At 67.2% G+C, this 17,042-nt stretch carries 27 protein-coding genes; all 27 read left to right on the top strand.

Features of this window, described 5'->3' with window-relative positions; translation table 11 throughout:
* Positions 1–471, top strand: coding sequence for a 30S ribosomal protein S7 (gene rpsG / locus BLA60_RS13255; protein WP_075133148.1), 471 nt, complete (start codon positions 1–3; stop codon positions 469–471).
* Between the two features lie 61 nt (positions 472–532).
* Complete coding sequence (fusA, locus tag BLA60_RS13250; protein ID WP_075133147.1) at positions 533–2,632, top strand: elongation factor G; 2,100 nt, start codon at positions 533–535, stop codon at positions 2,630–2,632.
* Positions 2,633–2,749: 117 nt separating this feature from the next.
* Complete coding sequence (gene tuf / locus BLA60_RS13245) at positions 2,750–3,943, top strand: elongation factor Tu (RefSeq protein ID WP_075133146.1); 1,194 nt, start codon at positions 2,750–2,752, stop codon at positions 3,941–3,943.
* A 262-nt stretch (positions 3,944–4,205) separates the two neighbouring features.
* Entirely contained in the window at positions 4,206–4,511 is a 306-nt protein-coding gene (gene rpsJ, locus BLA60_RS13240; protein WP_003938093.1) for a 30S ribosomal protein S10, read from the top strand.
* A 13-nt stretch (positions 4,512–4,524) separates the two neighbouring features.
* The gene (gene rplC, locus BLA60_RS13235; RefSeq protein WP_075133145.1) at positions 4,525–5,178 is read left to right on the top strand and encodes a 50S ribosomal protein L3; all 654 of its coding nucleotides are present in this window, start codon (positions 4,525–4,527) and stop codon (positions 5,176–5,178) included.
* Between the two features lie 2 nt (positions 5,179–5,180).
* Positions 5,181–6,068: a 50S ribosomal protein L4, sunset domain variant gene (rplD, locus tag BLA60_RS13230; protein ID WP_075133381.1), complete on the top strand. Its 888-nt coding sequence runs from the start codon at positions 5,181–5,183 to the stop codon at positions 6,066–6,068.
* Positions 6,065–6,361, top strand: a complete 297-nt coding sequence (gene rplW / locus BLA60_RS13225; protein WP_075126581.1) for a 50S ribosomal protein L23 — start codon at positions 6,065–6,067, stop codon at positions 6,359–6,361. The genes rplD and rplW overlap by 4 nt, the downstream gene beginning before the upstream one ends.
* A 35-nt stretch (positions 6,362–6,396) precedes the next feature.
* Positions 6,397–7,233 carry a 50S ribosomal protein L2 gene (gene rplB / locus BLA60_RS13220; RefSeq protein ID WP_075133144.1) on the top strand — a complete coding sequence of 279 codons (837 nt, stop codon included), beginning with the start codon at positions 6,397–6,399 and terminating at the stop codon, positions 7,231–7,233.
* Positions 7,234–7,252: 19 nt separating this feature from the next.
* Entirely contained in the window at positions 7,253–7,534 is a 282-nt protein-coding gene (gene rpsS / locus BLA60_RS13215; RefSeq protein WP_075126579.1) for a 30S ribosomal protein S19, read from the top strand.
* 16 nt (positions 7,535–7,550) lie between these two features.
* Positions 7,551–7,973: a 50S ribosomal protein L22 gene (gene rplV / locus BLA60_RS13210; RefSeq protein WP_075133143.1), complete on the top strand. Its 423-nt coding sequence runs from the start codon at positions 7,551–7,553 to the stop codon at positions 7,971–7,973.
* Positions 7,973–8,821, top strand: a complete 849-nt coding sequence (rpsC, locus tag BLA60_RS13205; protein ID WP_075133142.1) for a 30S ribosomal protein S3 — start codon at positions 7,973–7,975, stop codon at positions 8,819–8,821. Before rplV ends, rpsC begins: the two co-directional genes overlap by 1 nt.
* A 3-nt stretch (positions 8,822–8,824) precedes the next feature.
* The gene (rplP, locus tag BLA60_RS13200; protein ID WP_075133141.1) at positions 8,825–9,244 is read left to right on the top strand and encodes a 50S ribosomal protein L16; all 420 of its coding nucleotides are present in this window, start codon (positions 8,825–8,827) and stop codon (positions 9,242–9,244) included.
* A complete protein-coding gene (gene rpmC, locus BLA60_RS13195; protein WP_075133140.1) occupies positions 9,244–9,492 on the top strand; it encodes a 50S ribosomal protein L29 in 249 nt (82 codons plus the stop codon). Before rplP ends, rpmC begins: the two co-directional genes overlap by 1 nt.
* Positions 9,489–9,770 carry a 30S ribosomal protein S17 gene (rpsQ, locus tag BLA60_RS13190; RefSeq protein WP_075133139.1) on the top strand — a complete coding sequence of 94 codons (282 nt, stop codon included), beginning with the start codon at positions 9,489–9,491 and terminating at the stop codon, positions 9,768–9,770. The genes rpmC and rpsQ overlap by 4 nt, the downstream gene beginning before the upstream one ends.
* A complete protein-coding gene (gene rplN, locus BLA60_RS13185) occupies positions 9,767–10,135 on the top strand; it encodes a 50S ribosomal protein L14 (RefSeq protein ID WP_075133138.1) in 369 nt (122 codons plus the stop codon). The genes rpsQ and rplN overlap by 4 nt, the downstream gene beginning before the upstream one ends.
* 3 nt (positions 10,136–10,138) lie before the next feature.
* Positions 10,139–10,453, top strand: coding sequence for a 50S ribosomal protein L24 (gene rplX / locus BLA60_RS13180; RefSeq protein ID WP_075133137.1), 315 nt, complete (start codon positions 10,139–10,141; stop codon positions 10,451–10,453).
* The gene (rplE, locus tag BLA60_RS13175; protein ID WP_075133136.1) at positions 10,453–11,016 is read left to right on the top strand and encodes a 50S ribosomal protein L5; all 564 of its coding nucleotides are present in this window, start codon (positions 10,453–10,455) and stop codon (positions 11,014–11,016) included. The genes rplX and rplE overlap by 1 nt, the downstream gene beginning before the upstream one ends.
* Entirely contained in the window at positions 11,016–11,201 is a 186-nt protein-coding gene (locus BLA60_RS13170; protein WP_075133135.1) for a type Z 30S ribosomal protein S14, read from the top strand. The genes rplE and BLA60_RS13170 overlap by 1 nt, the downstream gene beginning before the upstream one ends.
* A gap of 70 nt (positions 11,202–11,271) precedes the next feature.
* Positions 11,272–11,670 (top strand): 30S ribosomal protein S8, encoded by a 399-nt coding sequence (gene rpsH, locus BLA60_RS13165; protein WP_075133134.1) that lies wholly within the window; start codon positions 11,272–11,274, stop codon positions 11,668–11,670.
* 16 nt (positions 11,671–11,686) lie between these two features.
* Positions 11,687–12,226, top strand: coding sequence for a 50S ribosomal protein L6 (gene rplF / locus BLA60_RS13160; RefSeq protein WP_075133133.1), 540 nt, complete (start codon positions 11,687–11,689; stop codon positions 12,224–12,226).
* A gap of 1 nt (position 12,227) precedes the next feature.
* On the top strand, positions 12,228–12,629 hold the full coding sequence (gene rplR, locus BLA60_RS13155) for a 50S ribosomal protein L18 (protein WP_075133132.1): 402 nt from the start codon (positions 12,228–12,230) through the stop codon (positions 12,627–12,629).
* A gap of 34 nt (positions 12,630–12,663) precedes the next feature.
* Positions 12,664–13,311, top strand: coding sequence for a 30S ribosomal protein S5 (gene rpsE / locus BLA60_RS13150; protein WP_075133131.1), 648 nt, complete (start codon positions 12,664–12,666; stop codon positions 13,309–13,311).
* Positions 13,312–13,315: 4 nt separating this feature from the next.
* Positions 13,316–13,501: a 50S ribosomal protein L30 gene (gene rpmD, locus BLA60_RS13145; protein ID WP_075133130.1), complete on the top strand. Its 186-nt coding sequence runs from the start codon at positions 13,316–13,318 to the stop codon at positions 13,499–13,501.
* The gene (gene rplO, locus BLA60_RS13140) at positions 13,498–13,947 is read left to right on the top strand and encodes a 50S ribosomal protein L15 (RefSeq protein WP_154814320.1); all 450 of its coding nucleotides are present in this window, start codon (positions 13,498–13,500) and stop codon (positions 13,945–13,947) included. Before rpmD ends, rplO begins: the two co-directional genes overlap by 4 nt.
* A gap of 74 nt (positions 13,948–14,021) precedes the next feature.
* Positions 14,022–14,897, top strand: coding sequence for an SDR family NAD(P)-dependent oxidoreductase (locus tag BLA60_RS13135; RefSeq protein WP_154814319.1), 876 nt, complete (start codon positions 14,022–14,024; stop codon positions 14,895–14,897).
* A 274-nt stretch (positions 14,898–15,171) separates the two neighbouring features.
* Complete coding sequence (gene secY, locus BLA60_RS13130) at positions 15,172–16,473, top strand: preprotein translocase subunit SecY (protein WP_075133128.1); 1,302 nt, start codon at positions 15,172–15,174, stop codon at positions 16,471–16,473.
* Positions 16,470–17,024, top strand: a complete 555-nt coding sequence (locus BLA60_RS13125; RefSeq protein WP_075133127.1) for an adenylate kinase — start codon at positions 16,470–16,472, stop codon at positions 17,022–17,024. Before secY ends, BLA60_RS13125 begins: the two co-directional genes overlap by 4 nt.
* Positions 17,025–17,042 lie beyond the last annotated feature (18 nt).

The following is a 17,042-nucleotide window of genomic DNA, read 5'->3' as shown; positions in this document are numbered from 1 at the left end:
ATGCCCCGCAAGGGACCAGCCGCGAAGCGGCCGCTGATCTCCGACCCGGTCTACAGCTCCCCGCTGGTCACCCAGCTGGTCAACAAGGTGCTGCGGGACGGAAAGCGCTCTGTCGCCGAGAAGATCGTCTACCAGGCCCTCGAGGGCGCCCGCGACAAGACCGGCACCGACCCGGTGGTCACGCTCAAGCGTGCGCTGGACAACGTGAAGCCGACCATCGAGGTGAAGAGCCGCCGTGTCGGTGGCGCCACCTACCAGGTGCCGATCGAGGTCAAGCCGGGCCGCTCGACCACGCTGGCGCTGCGCTGGCTGGTCAACTTCTCGCGGCAGCGCCGGGAGAAGACCATGACCGAGCGGCTGATGAACGAGCTGCTCGACGCGAGCAACGGCCTCGGGGCGAGCGTCAAGCGCCGCGAGGACACACACAAGATGGCGGAGTCCAACAAGGCCTTCGCGCACTACCGCTGGTGATGCGGCGCGGCCAAACAGGTTTGGGCCGCACCAACGCTTATTGAGACAGGGGAAGACACCCGTGGCACAGGACGTGCTTACCGACTTGGCCAAGGTCCGCAACATCGGGATCATGGCCCACATCGACGCGGGCAAGACCACGACGACCGAGCGGATCCTGTTCTACACCGGGATCAGCTACAAGATCGGCGAGGTGCACGACGGCGCCGCCGTCATGGACTGGATGGAGCAGGAGCAGGAGCGCGGCATCACGATCACGTCCGCCGCGACGACCTGTTTCTGGAAGGACCACCAGATCAACCTCATCGACACCCCGGGACACGTCGACTTCACGGTCGAGGTGGAGCGCAACCTCCGGGTGCTCGACGGCGCGGTCGCGGTCTTCGATGGCAAGGAGGGGGTCGAGCCGCAGTCCGAGCAGGTCTGGCGGCAGGCCACCAAGTACGACGTCCCGCGCATCTGCTTCGTCAACAAGATGGACAAGCTCGGCGCGGACTTCTACTACACCATCCGCACCATCTCCGAGCGCCTCGGCGCGAAGCCCCTGCCCGTCCAGCTGCCGATCGGTGCCGAGAGCGAGTTCGTCGGTGTCGTCGACCTGGTGAACATGCGGGCGCTGACCTGGCGTGGTGAGGTCCAGAAGGGTGAGGACTACACGGTCGAGGAGATCCCGGCCGACCTCGCCGAGCGGGCCGCTGAGTACCGCGAGCAGCTGATCGAGGCCGTCGCCGAGACCGACGACGAGCTGATGGAGGCCTACCTGGGCGGCGAGGAACTCACCGTCGACCAGATCAAGCACGGCCTGCGCAAGATCGTCAAGGACGGCTCCGCCTACCCGGTGCTGTGCGGCTCGGCGTTCAAGAACAAGGGCGTCCAGCCCATGCTCGACGCGGTCATCGACTACCTGCCCGCGCCGACGGACCTGCCCCCGGTCGAGGGTCTGCTGATGGACGGTGAGACCAAGGCCTACCGCAAGCCGTCGACCGACGAGCCGTTCTCCGCGCTGGCCTTCAAGATCGCCGTGCACCCGTTCTTCGGCAAGCTCACCTACGTCCGGGTCTACTCCGGCCAGGTCTCCAGCGGCGCCCAGGTCATCAACTCGACCAAGGACCGCAAGGAGCGCATCGGGAAGATCTTCCAGATGCACGCCAACAAGGAGAACCCGGTCACGGAGGCCCTCGCCGGTCACATCTACGCGGTGATCGGGCTGAAGGACACCACCACCGGTGACACCCTGTGCGACCCGAACAACAAGATCGTCCTCGAGTCGATGACGTTCCCGGAGCCGGTCATCCAGGTGGCCATCGAGCCGAAGACCAAGGCCGACCAGGAGAAGCTGTCGACCGCGATCCAGAAGCTCGCCGAGGAGGACCCGACGTTCCGGGTCAACCTGGACGAGGAGACGGGTCAGACGATCATCGCCGGCATGGGCGAGCTGCACCTGGACATCCTGGTGGACCGCATGCGCCGGGAGTTCAAGGTCGAGGCCAACATCGGCAAGCCGCAGGTGGCCTACCGCGAGACGATCCGCAAGACGGTCGACAAGTACGACTACACCCACAAGAAGCAGACGGGCGGCTCCGGCCAGTTCGCCAAGGTGATCATCAAGCTCGAGCCGCTGGCCACCACGGACGGTGCGCTCTACGAGTTCGAGAACAAGGTCACCGGTGGCCGCGTCCCGCGCGAGTACATCCCGTCGGTGGACGCCGGCGCCCAGGACGCCATGCAGTACGGCGTGCTGGCCGGCTACCCGCTGGTCGGGATCAAGCTGACCCTGCTCGACGGTGCCTACCACGAGGTTGACTCCTCCGAGATGGCCTTCAAGGTCGCCGGTTCCATGGCGCTCAAGGAGGCCGCCCGGCAGGCGAGCCCGGTGCTGCTCGAGCCGATGATGGCGGTCGAGGTGACCACGCCCGAGACGTACATGGGCGATGTCATCGGCGACCTGAACTCCCGCCGTGGCCAGATCCAGGCCATGGAGGAGCGCAGCGGTGCCCGGGTCGTCAAGGCCCTCGTCCCGCTGTCGGAGATGTTCGGCTATGTCGGCGACCTGCGGTCGCGGACCCAGGGCCGGGCGAACTACTCCATGCAGTTCGACTCCTACGCCGAGGTTCCCACGAACGTCGCGAAGGAGATCATCGCCAAGGCAACCGGCGAATAAACAATCCGGTGCGGGCTGCGTGGGTAGCGCCCTCTATGGTTCCGCACAACTGACCCCATTGAGCTGTCGTCGTAAACCAGGGCGGCGGAGAGATACAAGTCCAGGAGGACGAGAGAAGTGGCGAAGGCGAAGTTCGAGCGGACCAAGCCGCACGTCAACATCGGGACCATCGGTCACATCGACCATGGGAAGACCACGCTGACCGCGGCCATCTCCAAGGTTCTGCACGACAAGTACCCCGAGCTGAACCCCTTCACGCCGTTCGACGAGATCGACAAGGCGCCGGAGGAGAAGCAGCGCGGAATTACGATCTCGATCGCGCACATCGAGTACGAGACCGAGAAGCGGCACTACGCGCACGTTGACTGCCCGGGTCACGCGGACTACATCAAGAACATGATCACCGGTGCCGCCCAGATGGACGGCGCGATCCTCGTGGTCGCCGCGACCGATGGTCCGATGCCGCAGACCAAGGAGCACGTGCTGCTGGCCCGCCAGGTCGGTGTGCCCTACATCGTGGTGGCCCTGAACAAGGCCGACATGGTGGACGACGAGGAGATCCTGGAGCTGGTCGAGCTCGAGGTCCGCGAGCTGCTGACCGAGTACGAGTTCCCCGGTGACGACCTGCCCGTCGTCCGCGTCTCCGCGCTCAAGGCGCTGGAGGGCGACGCCGAGTGGGGCGGCAAGGTCATCGAGCTGCTGGACGCGGTGGACGAGAACATCCCCGAGCCCCAGCGCGACATCGAGAAGGCCTTCCTGATGCCGGTGGAGGACGTGTTCACGATCTCCGGCCGCGGCACCGTGGTCACCGGTCGCGTCGAGCGCGGTGTCCTCAAGCCGATGGAAGAGGTCGAGATCGTCGGCATCAAGGAGAAGGCCCAGAAGACCACCGTCACCAGCGTCGAGATGTTCCGCAAGGTTCTCGATGACGCGCGCGCCGGTGAGAACGTGGGTCTGCTCCTGCGCGGTATCAAGCGCGAGGACGTCGAGCGCGGCCAGGTCGTCGTGAAGCCCGGCACCACCACGCCGCACACCCAGTTCGAGGCCCAGGTCGTCATCCTGAGCAAGGACGAGGGTGGCCGGCACACGCCGTTCTTCAACAACTACCGCCCGCAGTTCTACTTCCGCACCACGGACGTGACCGGCGTGGTGACCCTCCCCGAGGGCACCGAGATGGTCATGCCCGGTGACTCCACCTCCATGACGGTCAACCTGATCCAGCCGATCGCCATGGACGAGGGTCTGCGGTTCGCCATCCGTGAGGGTGGCCGGACCGTCGGCGCGGGTCGCGTCGTCAAGATCATCAAGTAGCTACCCTTCCGGGGGCCCCTGGGTCAAGGACCTGGGGGCCCCCGGTTTCGGGTGCCGCATCAGCGTGTGGCATCCTTGACAGGTTGCTCGTCGCGGTCAGCCGCGCGCGGGCGCAGGCTCGCGGTGGTATGCCGCTGACGAGCCATCATGACCACTCCCGTAGGACTCAAGTCCAAGGGGCCGGTCTGTGCGAAGGGCGCGACACACCCGACCGCGTGGACCGGAGCGGCACGAGTCATAAAGACAAGGACGGCAAGCCACCATGGCGGGACAGAAGATCCGCATCCGGCTCAAGGCCTACGACCACGAGGCGATCGACGCGTCCGCGCGCAAGATCGTGGAGACGGTTACCCGCACGGGCGCTCGGGTCGTCGGGCCGGTGCCGCTGCCCACCGAGAAGAACGTTTACTGCGTCATCCGCTCGCCGCACAAGTACAAGGACTCGCGCGAGCACTTCGAGATGCGTACGCACAAGCGTCTGATCGACATCCTCGACCCCACGCCGAAGACCGTGGACGCGCTCATGCGCATCGATCTCCCGGCCAGCGTCGACGTCAACATTCAGTGAGGCCTGAGCACCAATGTCTGACCGGCAGATGAAAGGGATCCTGGGTACCAAGCTCGGGATGACCCAGGTCTTCGACGAGAACAACCGGATTGTCCCGGTGACCGTCGTCAAGGCCGGCCCCAACGTGGTCACCCAGATCCGCACCCAGGACAACGACGGGTACGCGGCCGTGCAGCTGGCGTTCGGCGCCATCGACCCTCGCAAGGTCAACAAGCCGCGCACCGGCCACTTCGAGAAGGCCGGCGTCACGCCGAGGCGCTTCCTCGCCGAGCTGCGTACGACCGACGCCGACTCCTACGAACTCGGCCAGGAGATCACCGCCGAGGTCTTCGAGTCCGGCGTCGTGATCGACGCGATCGGCACCAGCAAGGGCAAGGGCACCGCCGGTGTCATGAAGCGCCACGGCTTCAAGGGCCTGAGCGCCTCCCACGGCACCCAGCGCAAGCACCGCTCGCCCGGCTCGATCGGTGGCTGCGCCACCCCGGGTCGCGTGTTCAAGGGCCTGCGCATGGCTGGCCGGATGGGCCACGTCCGGGTCACGACCCAGAACCTCACGGTCCACCGGGTGGACGCCGAGGATGGCCTGATCCTGGTCAAGGGCGCCATCCCCGGCCCCAAGGGCGGCGTGGTGTTCCTCAAGACCGCCGTGAAGGGTGAAGAGCAGTGACCATGACGGTGGAGGTCAGGACCCCGGCCGGCGCGACCGACGGCACCGTCGAGTTGCCCGCCGAGATCTTCGACGTGCAGGCCAACATCGCGCTGATGCACCAGGTCGTCGTGGCCCAGCTGGCCGCGGCTCGCCAGGGCACGCACTCGACCAAGACCCGCGGTGACGTCCGCGGCGGTGGCAAGAAGCCCTACCGGCAGAAGGGCACCGGTCGTGCCCGCCAGGGCTCGACCCGCGCGCCGCAGTTCGCCGGCGGTGGCATCGTCCACGGCCCGCAGCCCCGCGACTACACCCAGCGCACCCCCAAGAAGATGAAGGCCGCAGCCCTGCGCGGTGCCCTCTCCGACCGGGCGCGTGCCGGCCAGGTGCACGTGGTCAGCGACCTGGTGGACGGGGAGACCCCGTCGACCAAGGCCGCCCGCACGTTCCTGGGGACGGTCAGCGAGGCGCGCAGCCTGCTGGTCGTGCTGACCAGGGGCGAGGACACCGGCTGGAAGTCGGTGCGCAACCTGCCCAACGTGCACACGATCTGGCCCGACCAGCTCAACACCTACGACGTGCTCGTCAACGACGACGTGGTGTTCACCAAGAGCGCGCTGGTCGCCTTCCTGGAGGGCCCCACCCGGGGTCGTGCCAAGGCGAGCGCCCGCTCCGGCGAGGTGGCCGAGGCCGACGCGCCGTACGGCGAGGGCAGCCACGCCGCGCTGGCCGACGGTTCGGAGCCCGACGGCTTCCCGGTCAAGGGCAACCAGAGCTCCAAGCTCTACCACCTGCCGGGGACCTCGTTCTACAACCGCACCGAGGCCGAGGTCTGGTTCGCGAGTGCCGAGGACGCCGAGAAGGCCGGCTTCCAGCTGCCGCCCTCGCAGCGTAAGGAGGACGACAAGTGATCCCCGACCACCGCGACGTACTGCTCGCGCCGGTGATCTCCGAGAAGTCCTACGGGCTGCTCGAGGAGAACAAGTACACGTTCGTCGTTGCGCCCAATGCCAACAAGACCCAGATCAAGATCGCGGTCGAGAAGGTGTTCGGCGTCCAGGTGGTGAGCGTGAACACGCTGAACCGGCAGGGCAAGCGCAAGCGCACCCGCACCGGTTACGGCAAGCGCAAGGACACCAAGCGAGCGATCGTGACGCTCTCGGCCGAGAGCAAGCCGATCGAGATCTTCGGCGGCCCGGCCTGAGCCGGCGAGTAGAGACCTAGAGGGACTGCGTAGAGATGGGCATTCGCAAGTACAAGCCGACGACGCCGGGGCGTCGTGGCTCAAGCGTCTCCGACTTCGCCGAGATCACCCGCTCGGAGCCGGAGAAGTCGCTGGTCCGCCCGCTGCACGGGCGGGGCGGCCGGAACGTGCACGGCAAGATCACCACCCGGCACAAGGGCGGTGGCCACAAGCGCGCGTACCGGCTGATCGACTTCCGGCGCCACGACAAGGACGGCGTGCCGGCCAAGGTCGCGCACATCGAGTACGACCCCAACCGCACCGCGCGCATCGCGCTGCTGCACTACGCGGACGGCGAGAAGCGCTACATCATCGCGCCGGACAAACTGCGTCAGGGCGACCGGATCGAGAACGGTCCCGGGGCCGACATCAAGCCGGGCAACGCGCTGCCGATGCGCAACATCCCGGTCGGCACCGTGATCCACGCGATCGAGCTGCGGCCGGGCGGTGGGGCCAAGATCGCGCGTTCCGCCGGCACCCGCGTCCAGCTGGTCGCCAAGGAGGGCCGGTTCGCCCAGCTGCGGATGCCCTCGGGCGAGATCCGCAACGTGGACGTGCGCTGCCGCGCCACGGTCGGCGAGGTCGGCAACTCCGAGCACGCGAACATCAACTGGGGCAAGGCGGGCCGCATGCGGTGGAAGGGCAAGCGCCCGACCGTGCGCGGTGTCGCGATGAACCCGGTGGACCACCCGCACGGTGGTGGTGAGGGCAAGACCTCCGGTGGCCGTCACCCGGTCAACCCGGCCGGCAAGCCGGAGGGCCGTACCCGCCACAAGGGCAAGCCGAGCGACCGGATGATCGTCCGTCGTCGCCGGACCGGTAAGAAGCGCTAAGAGCAGGAGGGAGTGACAGATGCCTAGGAGTTTGAAGAAGGGCCCGTTCGTCGACGACCACCTGCTCAAGAAGGTGGACGCGCTCAACGAGTCCGGCAAGAAGACCGTGATCAAGACCTGGTCCCGCCGGTCGACGATCATCCCGGACATGCTGGGCCACACGATCGCGGTGCACGACGGCCGCAAGCACGTCCCCGTCTTCATCTCGGAGTCGATGGTCGGGCACAAGCTGGGCGAGTTCGCCCCGACCCGCACCTTCAAGGGGCACGTGAAGGACGACCGCAAGGCGCGCAGGCGCTAGAGGACAGGAGTAAGCGATGAGTAACGAGACCGCCGTGGAAGAGCTTCCGCGCGCGATCGCTCGGGCTCGCTACGTCCGCGCCACGCCGATGAAGGTGCGCCGGGTGGTCGAGCTCATCAAGGGCCGTAGTGCCGGCGAGGCGCTCAACGTCCTGCGGTACGCACCGCAGGCGGCCAGCGAGCCGGTGGCGAAGGTGCTCGCGAGCGCCATGGCCAACGCCGAGAACAACCTCGACCTCGACCCGGAGACCCTCTGGGTCAGCGCCGCGTACGTGGACGAGGGCCCGACGCTCAAGCGGTTCCGGCCGAGGGCGCAGGGACGGGCGTACCGGATCCGGAAGCGGACCAGCCACATCACCGTCGAGGTGGAGTCGCGGCCGGAGCCGAAGAAGGCGGCTGCCAAGAGCCGTAAGTCCAGTGCGAAGAGGAGTGCCAGCTAGTGGGTCAGAAGATCAACCCGCACGGCTTCCGGCTCGGGATCACCACTGACTGGAAGTCCCGCTGGTATGCCGACAAGCAGTACGCGGAGTACGTGGCCGAGGACGTCAAGATCCGTCGCCTGCTCTCGAAGGGCATGGAGCGCGCCGGGATCTCGAAGGTGGAGATCGAGCGCACCCGCGACCGGGTCCGCGTCGACATCCACACCGCCCGGCCGGGCATCGTCATCGGCCGTCGCGGCGCGGAGGCCGACCGTATCCGGGGCGAGCTGGAGAAGCTGTCCGGCAAGCAGGTGCAGCTCAACATCCTCGAGGTGAAGAACCCCGAGGCCGACGCCCAGCTGGTCGCCCAGGTGACCGCCGAGCAGCTGTCCAACCGCGTGTCCTTCCGCCGCGCGATGCGCAAGGCCATCCAGTCGGCCATGCGCAGCCCGCAGGTCAAGGGCATCCGCGTGCAGTGCGGCGGCCGTCTCGGCGGTGCCGAGATGTCCCGCTCCGAGCACTACCGCGAGGGCCGGGTGCCGCTGCACACGCTGCGCGCGGACATCGACTACGGCTTCTTCGAGGCCAGGACGACCTTCGGCCGGATCGGCGTGAAGGTCTGGATCTACAAGGGTGACGTCGTCGGTGGCCGCCGGGAGATCGAGGCGCGTTCGCAGGCTCCGCAGGAGCGTGCGCCGCGTCGCGAGCGCCCGACGCGCGCCCGCCGTTCCGGCTCGGCCGGGACGACGGCGACCAGCACCGAGGCCGGCCGCGCCGCGGCAGAGGCCAGTGCGGAACCCGCAGAGTCGGCGCCGCAGACCCCGTCGGTGAACGGGGCTGACGCCACCAACGCCAACGGGGAGGGCTGAGCAGTGCTCATCCCACGCAAGGTCAGGCACCGCAAGCAGCACCACCCCAAGCGTGGTGGTGCGGCCAAGGGCGGTACCAGGGTCACCTTCGGGGAGTTCGGTATCCAGGCGCTCACGTCGGCCTACGTGACCAACCGGCAGATCGAGTCCGCTCGTATCGCCATCAACCGGCACATCCGTCGTGGCGGCAAGGTGTGGATCAACATCTTCCCGGACCGTCCGTTGACCAAGAAGCCCGCCGAGACCCGCATGGGTTCCGGCAAGGGTTCGCCGGAGCACTGGATCGCGAACGTGAAGCCCGGTCGGGTCATGTTCGAGCTGAGCTTCCCGAACGAGGTCGTGGCGCGTGAGGCGCTGACCCGCGCGATCCACAAGCTCCCGATGAAGTGCCGCATCGTCACGCGTGAAGGTGGTGACTTCTGATGGCCGCCGGAACTCAGGCATCCGAGCTGCGCGAGCTCAACGACGAGGAGCTGGTGCTGCGCCTGCGGGAGTCGAAGGAGGAGCTGTTCAACCTTCGGTTCCAGATGGCCACCGGGCAGATGGACAACAACCGCCGGCTCCGCACGGTCCGGCACGACATCGCCAGGATCTACACGGTCATGCGTGAGCGTGAGCTGGGTCTTTCGGTGTCCCCGGACGAGGTTTCCAGTGATGAGGGTGCCGCATGAGCGAGACGACTGAGCAGACGCAGGAGACGCGCGGCCGTCGCAAGGTCCGCGAGGGCCTGGTCGTGTCCGACAAGATGAACAAGACCATCGTGGTCTCGCTTGAGGACCGCAAGAAGCACCCGCGCTACAGCAAGGTGCTGCGGTCCACCACCAAGGTCAAGGCGCACGACGAGGAGAACTCGGCCGGCGTCGGGGACCGTGTGCTGCTGATGGAGACCCGTCCACTGTCGGCCACCAAGCGCTGGCGGCTGGTGGAGATCTTGGAGAAGGCAAAGTGATTCAGCAGGAGTCGCGACTGCGCGTCGCCGACAACACGGGTGCCAAGGAGATCCTGTGCATCCGGGTGCTCGGTGGCTCCGCGCGTCGCTACGCGGGAATCGGCGACATCATCGTCGCCACGGTCAAGGACGCGATGCCCGGCGCCGGCGTGAAGAAGGGTGACGTCGTCAAGGCGGTCATCGTTCGCACCGCCAAGGAGCGCCGTCGGCCGGACGGTTCGTACATCCGGTTCGACGAGAACGCCGCCGTGCTGATCAAGCCGGACAACGAGCCGCGCGGGACCCGCATCTTCGGACCGGTCGGTCGCGAGCTGCGCGACAAGAAGTTCATGAAGATCATCTCGCTGGCTCCGGAGGTGCTCTAGCTCATGAAGATCAAGAAGGGTGACACGGTTCTCGTGATCGCCGGCAAGGACAAGGGTGCGAAGGGCAAGGTCATCCAGGCCTACCCGGACAACCAGCGGGTCCTGGTCGAGGGCGTGAACCGGATCAAGAAGCACACCCGGATCAGCCAGACCCAGCGCGGTGCGCAGACCGGCGGGATCGTCACCCAGGAGGCGTCGATCCACGTCAGCAACGTGATGCTGGTCGACTCGGACGGCAAGCCGACCCGCGTCGGCTACACGTTCGACGACGAGGGCCGGAAGGTGCGGGTTTCGCGCCGGACGGGCAAGGAGATCTGATGACGACAGCGGAGAAGCTCGTGCCGCGGCTCAAGACCCGCTACCACGAGGAGATCGTGGCCGGTCTGAAGGAGGACTTCTCCTTCGACAACGCCATGCAGGTCCCGCGCGTGGTCAAGGCCGTGGTCAACATGGGTGTCGGCGACGCCGCCCGCGACGGCAAGCTGATCGAGGGCGCCGTCCGTGACCTGTCGCTGATCACCGGTCAGCGGCCGCAGATCCGCCGGGCGACCAAGTCGATCGCGCAGTTCAAGCTGCGCGAGGGCATGCCGATCGGCGCGAAGGTGACCCTGCGCGGCGACCGGATGTGGGAGTTCCTGGACCGCCTGCTGACGATCGCCCTGCCGCGTATCCGTGACTTCCGTGGCCTGTCGCCCAAGCAGTTCGACGGCAACGGCAACTACACGTTCGGTCTCAACGAGCAGTCGATGTTCCACGAGATCAACCCGGACTCGATCGACCGTCCGCGCGGCATGGACATCACGATCGTCACCACCGCGATCAACGACGAGGAGGGTCGGGCGCTGCTGCGGCGCCTGGGCTTCCCGTTCAAGGAGAACTGATGGCCAAGAAGGCTCTGGTCCACAAGGCCGCGCAGAAGCCCAAGTTCAAGGTCCGGGGTTACACCCGGTGCCAGCGGTGCGGGCGTCCCCGCGCGGTGTTCCGCAAGTTCGGCCTCTGCCGGGTGTGCCTGCGCGAGATGGCCCACCGCGGCGAGCTGCCCGGCGTGAGCAAGTCCAGCTGGTAGAGAAGCCACACCTAGGAAAAATCGCCACAGGCCTTCCGGGGAACCAGGCGAGAAAGGTTGACAGGTCACCATGACGATGACCGACCCGATCGCAGACTTTCTGACTCGTCTGCGCAACGCCAACTCGGCGTACCACGACGAGGTCGTGCTGCCGCACTCCAAGCTCAAGGCGAACATCTCGGAGATCCTCCAGCGGGAGGGCTACATCGCCGGCTACCGGACCGAGGACGGCGAGAAGGGCCAGAACCTGGTCGTCGAGCTGAAGTACGGCCCCAACCGCGAGCGCAGCATCGCGGGCCTGCGTCGGGTGTCCAAGCCCGGGCTCCGGGTGTACGCGAAGTCGACCGGCCTGCCGAAGGTGCTCGGTGGTCTCGGCGTGGCGATCATCTCCACGTCCGCGGGCCTGCTCACCGATCGCCAGGCCGGCAAGCAGCGGATGGGCGGGGAAGTCCTCGCCTACGTCTGGTGACGGGGGTTACTGACACATGTCTCGCATCGGAAAGCTGCCGATCGCGGTCCCGTCCGGAGTGGACGTGACGATCGAGGGCCAGCAGATCAGCGTGAAGGGTCCCAAGGGCACCCTGGCGCACGTGATCGCCGAGCCGATCACCGTCGAGCGCGCCGAGGACGGCTCGCTGGCCGTCCAGCGCCCGGACGACGAGCGCCGCAGCCGTGCGCTGCACGGCCTCACGCGGTCGCTGGTGAACAACCTGGTCGTCGGGGTCACCGACGGCTACGAGAAGAAGCTTGAGATCCACGGCGTCGGCTACCGCGTCCTGCTCAAGGGTTCTGACCTGGAGTTCTCGCTCGGGTTCAGCCACCCGGTGAAGGTCTCCCCGCCGGAGGGCATCACCTTCCAGGTCGAGGGCCCGACCAAGTTCTCCGTCAAGGGGATCGACAAGCAGCGCGTCGGTGAGGTCGCCGCCAACATCCGCAAGCTGCGCAAGCCCGACCCGTACAAGGGCAAGGGCGTGCGTTACGCGGGCGAGAAGATCCGCCGCAAGGTCGGAAAGACGGGTAAGTGACATGAGCGAAGCGACTGCTACCAAGCGCAAGCCTGTCGGTCGGGACATTTCCACCCGGCGTCGGATCGCCAAGAAGCGTCGGCACTTCCGGGTCCGCAAGAAGGTCAGCGGCACCCCGGAGCGTCCCCGGCTGGTCGTGACCAGGTCGTCGCGGCACATCGTCGTCCAGCTGGTCGACGACCTGGCCGGCAACACCATCGCGTCGGCGTCGAGCCTGGAGGCCGACGTGCGTGCGATGGACGGCGACAAGAAGGCGCGCGCGGCCAAGGTCGGCTCGCTGGTCGCCGACCGGGCGAAGACCGCCGGCGTCACGAAGGTCGTGTTCGACCGTGGTGGCAACAACTACCACGGCCGCATCGCGGCGCTCGCCGACGCGGCCCGGGAAGCCGGGCTGGAGTTCTAGACATGAACATGCACATCACGGGAAGGATCGCCTGATGCCGGGACGTACGCGGCAATTCGGCGGCGGTCAGGGCGGCCAGGGCGACAACCGCGGCGACAACCGCGGTGATCGCCGGGACCGCAGGGACCGTCGCGACGGTGGCCGTGGCGGGGCGGCCCAGGACAAGACCCCGCACCTCGAGCGCGTGGTGGCCATCAACCGGGTCGCCAAGGTCGTGAAGGGTGGTCGCCGGTTCAGCTTCACCGCGCTGGTCGTGGTGGGCGACGGCGACGGCATGGTCGGTGTCGGCTACGGCAAGGCGAAGGAGGTGCCGGCCGCGATCGCCAAGGGTGTTGAGGAGGCGAAGAAGAACTTCTTCAAGGTCCCGAGGATCGCCGGCACCATCCCGCACCCGATCCAGGGTGAGCGGGCCGCCGGTGTCGTGCTGCTGCGCCCGGCCAGTGCCGGTACCGGCGTCATCGCCGGTGGCCCGGTGCGTGCCGTGCTGGAGTGCGCGGGCGTGCACGACGTGCTGTCCAAGTCGCTCGGCAGCGACAACGCGATCAACATCGTCCACGCGACCGTGGCGGCCCTGAAGGGTCTGCAGCGTCCGGAGGAGGTCGCGGCTCGTCGCGGCCTGCCGCTGGAGGACGTTGCCCCGGCGGGCATGCTGCGGGCGCGGGTCGCTGGTCAGGGGGTGTGAGGCCATGGCTCAGCTCAAGGTGACGCAGGTCCGCAGCACCATCGGGACCAAGCGCAACCACCGTGAGTCGCTGCGGACCCTGGGCCTGCGGAAGATCCGCCAGTCCACCGTCCGGGAGGACACCCCGGAGGTTCGCGGCCTGATCCACACGGTCCGCCACCTGGTGACCGTCGAGGAGGTGAACGGCTGATGGCGATCAAGATCCATCACCTGCGCCCCGCGCCGGGCGCCAAGACCGAGAAGACCCGCGTCGGTCGAGGCGAGGGTTCGGGCAAGGGCAAGACCGCCGGTCGAGGCACGAAGGGCACGAAGGCACGCAAGAACGTGCCGGCCCGCTTCGAGGGCGGCCAGATGCCGATCCACATGCGGCTGCCGAAGCTGCGCGGCTTCAAGAACCGGTTCCGTACCGAGTACCAGCCGGTCAACGTCGGTGACATCGCCCGGGTGTTCCCCGAGGGTGGCGCCGTGGACGTCGACCAGCTGGTGGCGCACGGTCTGGTTCGGAAGAACGAGCTGGTGAAGGTGCTCGGCAACGGGGAGGTGGAGGGCGTGAAACTGGACGTGACCGCCCACGCGTTCTCGAAGTCGGCGTCGGAGAAGTTGTCTGCCGCTGGTGGTTCGGCCACCACGCTGTAGTTGGTTCGTGAGCAACGGCCGGTGGGGATCCCTCCCCACCGGCCGTTGCTTGTTGGGGTAGCAGACTGGCGCCCATGAGCGTTCTTGACGGCAGGGCCGTGGTCATCACCGGTGCGGGCCGTGGCCTGGGCAGGGCGTCGGCGTTGCACGCCGCCGCCCACGGCGCCGCGGTGGTTGTGAACGACGTCGACGACGGGCCGGCCGACGAGGTCGTCTCGGCGATCAGGGAGGCCGGTGGCCGGGCGGTGCCCAGCGTGGGGTCGGTGGCCGACCCCGACCAGGCCCACGCGGCCGTGGCCCGGTGTCTGACCGAGTTCGGCCGGATCGACGGCCTGGTCAACAACGCCGGTGTGCGGTACGAGGCCCCGGTGTGGGAGGACCCGCCCGATCGGGCGCGCCAGCTGATCGAGATCAACGTCCTGGGCTCGTTGTACTGCGGGGCGGCGGCGGCCAGGGCCATGCGTGACCAGGGCTCGGGCTCGATCGTGAACATGGCGTCGCTGGCGATGGTCGGCCAGCCCGGTGCCGCGACCTATGCCGCGTCCAAGGGCGCGGTGTACTCGATGACCGTTGCCTGGGCGTGGGACCTGCGTGATCACGGTGTGCGGGTGAACGGCCTGTTCCCGCTGGCCCAGACCCGCATGTCGGGGGCCGGTTCCGGGGTGCGGCAGACGCCTGGTGAGGTGGCGCCGGTGGTGACCTACCTGCTCAGTGATCTGTCCCGTGCCGTGACGGCCCAGTTGATCCGCTACACGGGGAGCAAGATCCATATCGTTCGTCAGATCGGCGCGATGGATCCGGTTCTGGCCGTCGGCGGGGACCTCGCCGAGATCGCCGAGGCGTTCGACCGGCATCTCGTGCTGGACAACCCCACCCGGGCGACGGTGGACCCCGAGCCGGTGACCAGGGGCCATCACCACGGAACACCACCAGCCGAACCCAACCGGTAACGACCGAGACCGCGGCTCACATCCTCGGGTAAAGCCCCAGGAAACGACTGGACCAAACGGCCTACCAGCGGATTGGGAAAGTCCGGCAATGCCCAGGGGGTGCAAGGCGGCCACGTCATGCTGTTAAAGTCGGTCCCACGCTTCGAGTGGAGTACCTCTCGGAGCGGTTCTGGCTTGCCGGCACCATGGCGGTCAGACCTTTGTTCCGGCCGGGGTAACAACCGGCAAAGCCGATCACCGGCACGAGCGCCGGTGACGCCGAGGAGGTTCCTGCGTGCTCAGCGCCTTCCGCTCGGCTCTCGCGACGCCGGACCTGCGCCGCAAGATCCTTTTCACCCTCGGAATCGTCGCGGTCTACCGGGTCGGGGCGATGCTGCCCTCCCCGGGCGTGTCGTACCCCAACATCCAGAAGTGCATCGACGGGGTTGACGACCAGAGCATCTACCAGCTGCTGAACCTGTTCAGCGGCGGTGCGCTGCTGCAACTGTCTGTGTTCGCGCTGGGGATCATGCCCTACATCACCGCGAGCATCATCATCCAGCTGCTGCGTGTGGTCATTCCGCGCTTCGAGCAGCTGCACAAGGAAGGCCAGTCCGGCCAGGGCAAGCTCACGCAGTACACCCGCTACCTGACCATCGGTCTCGCGGTGCTGCAGGCGACGGGCATCGTCGCGATGGCCGACCGTGGCCAGCTCTTCGGTGAGTGCCCGGACCCGATCATCCCCGGTGGCACCACCTGGGACCTGGTCATGATCGTCATCACGATGACCGCCGGCACGGCGCTGATCATGTGGTTCGGTGAGCTGATCACCGAGCGCGGTATCGGCAACGGCATGTCGCTGCTGATGTTCGTCAACATCGCGGCCCGCATCCCGGCCGAGGGCGGCAACATCCTCAGCAACTCCGGCGGCCTGGTCTTCACGATCGTCTGCATCTTCGGCCTGATGATCATCGTCGGTGTCGTGTTCCTGGAGCAGGGTCAGCGCCGCATCCCGGTGCAGTACGCCAAGCGCATGGTCGGTCGCCGGATGTACGGCGGCACCTCGACCTACCTGCCGATGAAGGTCAACCAGGCCGGCGTCATCCCGATCATCTTCGCGTCCTCGCTGCTGTACCTGCCGGACCTGATCACCAAGCTGGCCGGCGACTCCAACAGCTGGTGGGCGCGCTTCGTCGCCGACCATCTGACGAGCCAGAGCGACTGGGTCCACATCCTGACCTACTTCGCCCTGATCATCTTCTTCACGTACTTCTACATCAGCATCCAGTTCAACCCGACCGAACGTGCTGATGACATGAAGAAGTACGGTGGCTTCATCCCGGGTATCCGCCCGGGCCGCCCGACTGCCGAGTACCTCAGCTTCGTGCTGAGCCGGATCACCCTCCCCGGGTCGATCTACCTGGGCATCATCGCGGTGCTGCCGAACTTCTTCCTGGACATCACCGGAGATGGTCAGAACCAGAACTTCCCCTTCGGTGGAACCGCCGTACTGATCATGGTTGGCGTCGGTCTTGACACCGTCAAGCAGATCGAGAGCCAGCTGATGCAGCGCAACTACGAAGGGTTCCTCAAGTGACACGACTTCTCCTCGTTGGTCCGCCGGGTGCGGGCAAGGGCACCCAGGCGGCCGTGCTGAGCGAGAAGCTCTCGATCCCGCACATCTCCACGGGGGAGCTGTTCCGGGCGCACATCAACGACGCGACCGAGCTCGGTCGCAGCGTGAAGCAGTACCTCGACTCCGGCCAGCTGGTGCCGGACGAGGTGACCAACCAGCTGGTCGTCGAGCGTTTGGGGGAATCGGACACCAACGCCGGCTTCCTGCTCGACGGCTTCCCCCGCAACGTCGGCCAGGCCGACGTGCTCGGCAAGTACCTGGCCGAGGTCGACAAGAAGCTCGACGCGGTGGTTCAGCTGAAGGTCGACGAGGACGTGGTGGTCGGCCGGCTGCTCTCCCGTGGCCGCGCCGACGACAACGAGGACGTCATTCGCCACCGGCAGGGTGTCTACCGGTCGGAGACGGCGCCGCTGCTCGACTACTACCGCGACATCCTGGTCTCGGTGGACGGGGTCGGCGAGGTCGGCGAGATCACCGAACGAGTCCTGAACGCGCTGCGCGATCGGACGTGACGCGAGGTGGGCTGCTGG

The sequence above is a fragment of the Actinophytocola xinjiangensis genome (assembly GCF_001921215.1).
GTDB classification, from domain to species: domain Bacteria; phylum Actinomycetota; class Actinomycetes; order Mycobacteriales; family Pseudonocardiaceae; genus Actinophytocola; species Actinophytocola xinjiangensis.
Note: the sequence above shows the minus strand (reverse complement) of the source record. Positions and strands in the feature narration are given on the sequence as shown.

What these genes read in the sequence shown, in the direction of transcription:
- rplB (WP_075133144.1), top strand. Translation starts at nt 6,397, where the DNA reads ATGGGCATTCGCAAGTACAAGCCGACGACGCCGGGGCGTCGTGGCTCA.
- rpmD (WP_075133130.1), top strand. Translation starts at nt 13,316, where the DNA reads ATGGCTCAGCTCAAGGTGACGCAGGTCCGCAGCACCATCGGGACCAAG.
- rplE (WP_075133136.1), top strand. Translation starts at nt 10,453, where the DNA reads ATGACGACAGCGGAGAAGCTCGTGCCGCGGCTCAAGACCCGCTACCAC.
- rpsE (WP_075133131.1), top strand. Translation starts at nt 12,664, where the DNA reads ATGCCGGGACGTACGCGGCAATTCGGCGGCGGTCAGGGCGGCCAGGGC.
- rplF (WP_075133133.1), top strand. Translation starts at nt 11,687, where the DNA reads ATGTCTCGCATCGGAAAGCTGCCGATCGCGGTCCCGTCCGGAGTGGAC.
- rpsQ (WP_075133139.1), top strand. Translation starts at nt 9,489, where the DNA reads ATGAGCGAGACGACTGAGCAGACGCAGGAGACGCGCGGCCGTCGCAAG.
- rpmC (WP_075133140.1), top strand. Translation starts at nt 9,244, where the DNA reads ATGGCCGCCGGAACTCAGGCATCCGAGCTGCGCGAGCTCAACGACGAG.
- BLA60_RS13170 (WP_075133135.1), top strand. Translation starts at nt 11,016, where the DNA reads ATGGCCAAGAAGGCTCTGGTCCACAAGGCCGCGCAGAAGCCCAAGTTC.
- rpsH (WP_075133134.1), top strand. Translation starts at nt 11,272, where the DNA reads ATGACGATGACCGACCCGATCGCAGACTTTCTGACTCGTCTGCGCAAC.
- BLA60_RS13135 (WP_154814319.1), top strand. Translation starts at nt 14,022, where the DNA reads ATGAGCGTTCTTGACGGCAGGGCCGTGGTCATCACCGGTGCGGGCCGT.
- rpsS (WP_075126579.1), top strand. Translation starts at nt 7,253, where the DNA reads ATGCCTAGGAGTTTGAAGAAGGGCCCGTTCGTCGACGACCACCTGCTC.
- rplX (WP_075133137.1), top strand. Translation starts at nt 10,139, where the DNA reads ATGAAGATCAAGAAGGGTGACACGGTTCTCGTGATCGCCGGCAAGGAC.
- rplD (WP_075133381.1), top strand. Translation starts at nt 5,181, where the DNA reads ATGACGGTGGAGGTCAGGACCCCGGCCGGCGCGACCGACGGCACCGTC.
- rplV (WP_075133143.1), top strand. Translation starts at nt 7,551, where the DNA reads ATGAGTAACGAGACCGCCGTGGAAGAGCTTCCGCGCGCGATCGCTCGG.
- rpsJ (WP_003938093.1), top strand. Translation starts at nt 4,206, where the DNA reads ATGGCGGGACAGAAGATCCGCATCCGGCTCAAGGCCTACGACCACGAG.
- rplR (WP_075133132.1), top strand. Translation starts at nt 12,228, where the DNA reads ATGAGCGAAGCGACTGCTACCAAGCGCAAGCCTGTCGGTCGGGACATT.
- rplC (WP_075133145.1), top strand. Translation starts at nt 4,525, where the DNA reads ATGTCTGACCGGCAGATGAAAGGGATCCTGGGTACCAAGCTCGGGATG.
- rpsG (WP_075133148.1), top strand. Translation starts at nt 1, where the DNA reads ATGCCCCGCAAGGGACCAGCCGCGAAGCGGCCGCTGATCTCCGACCCG.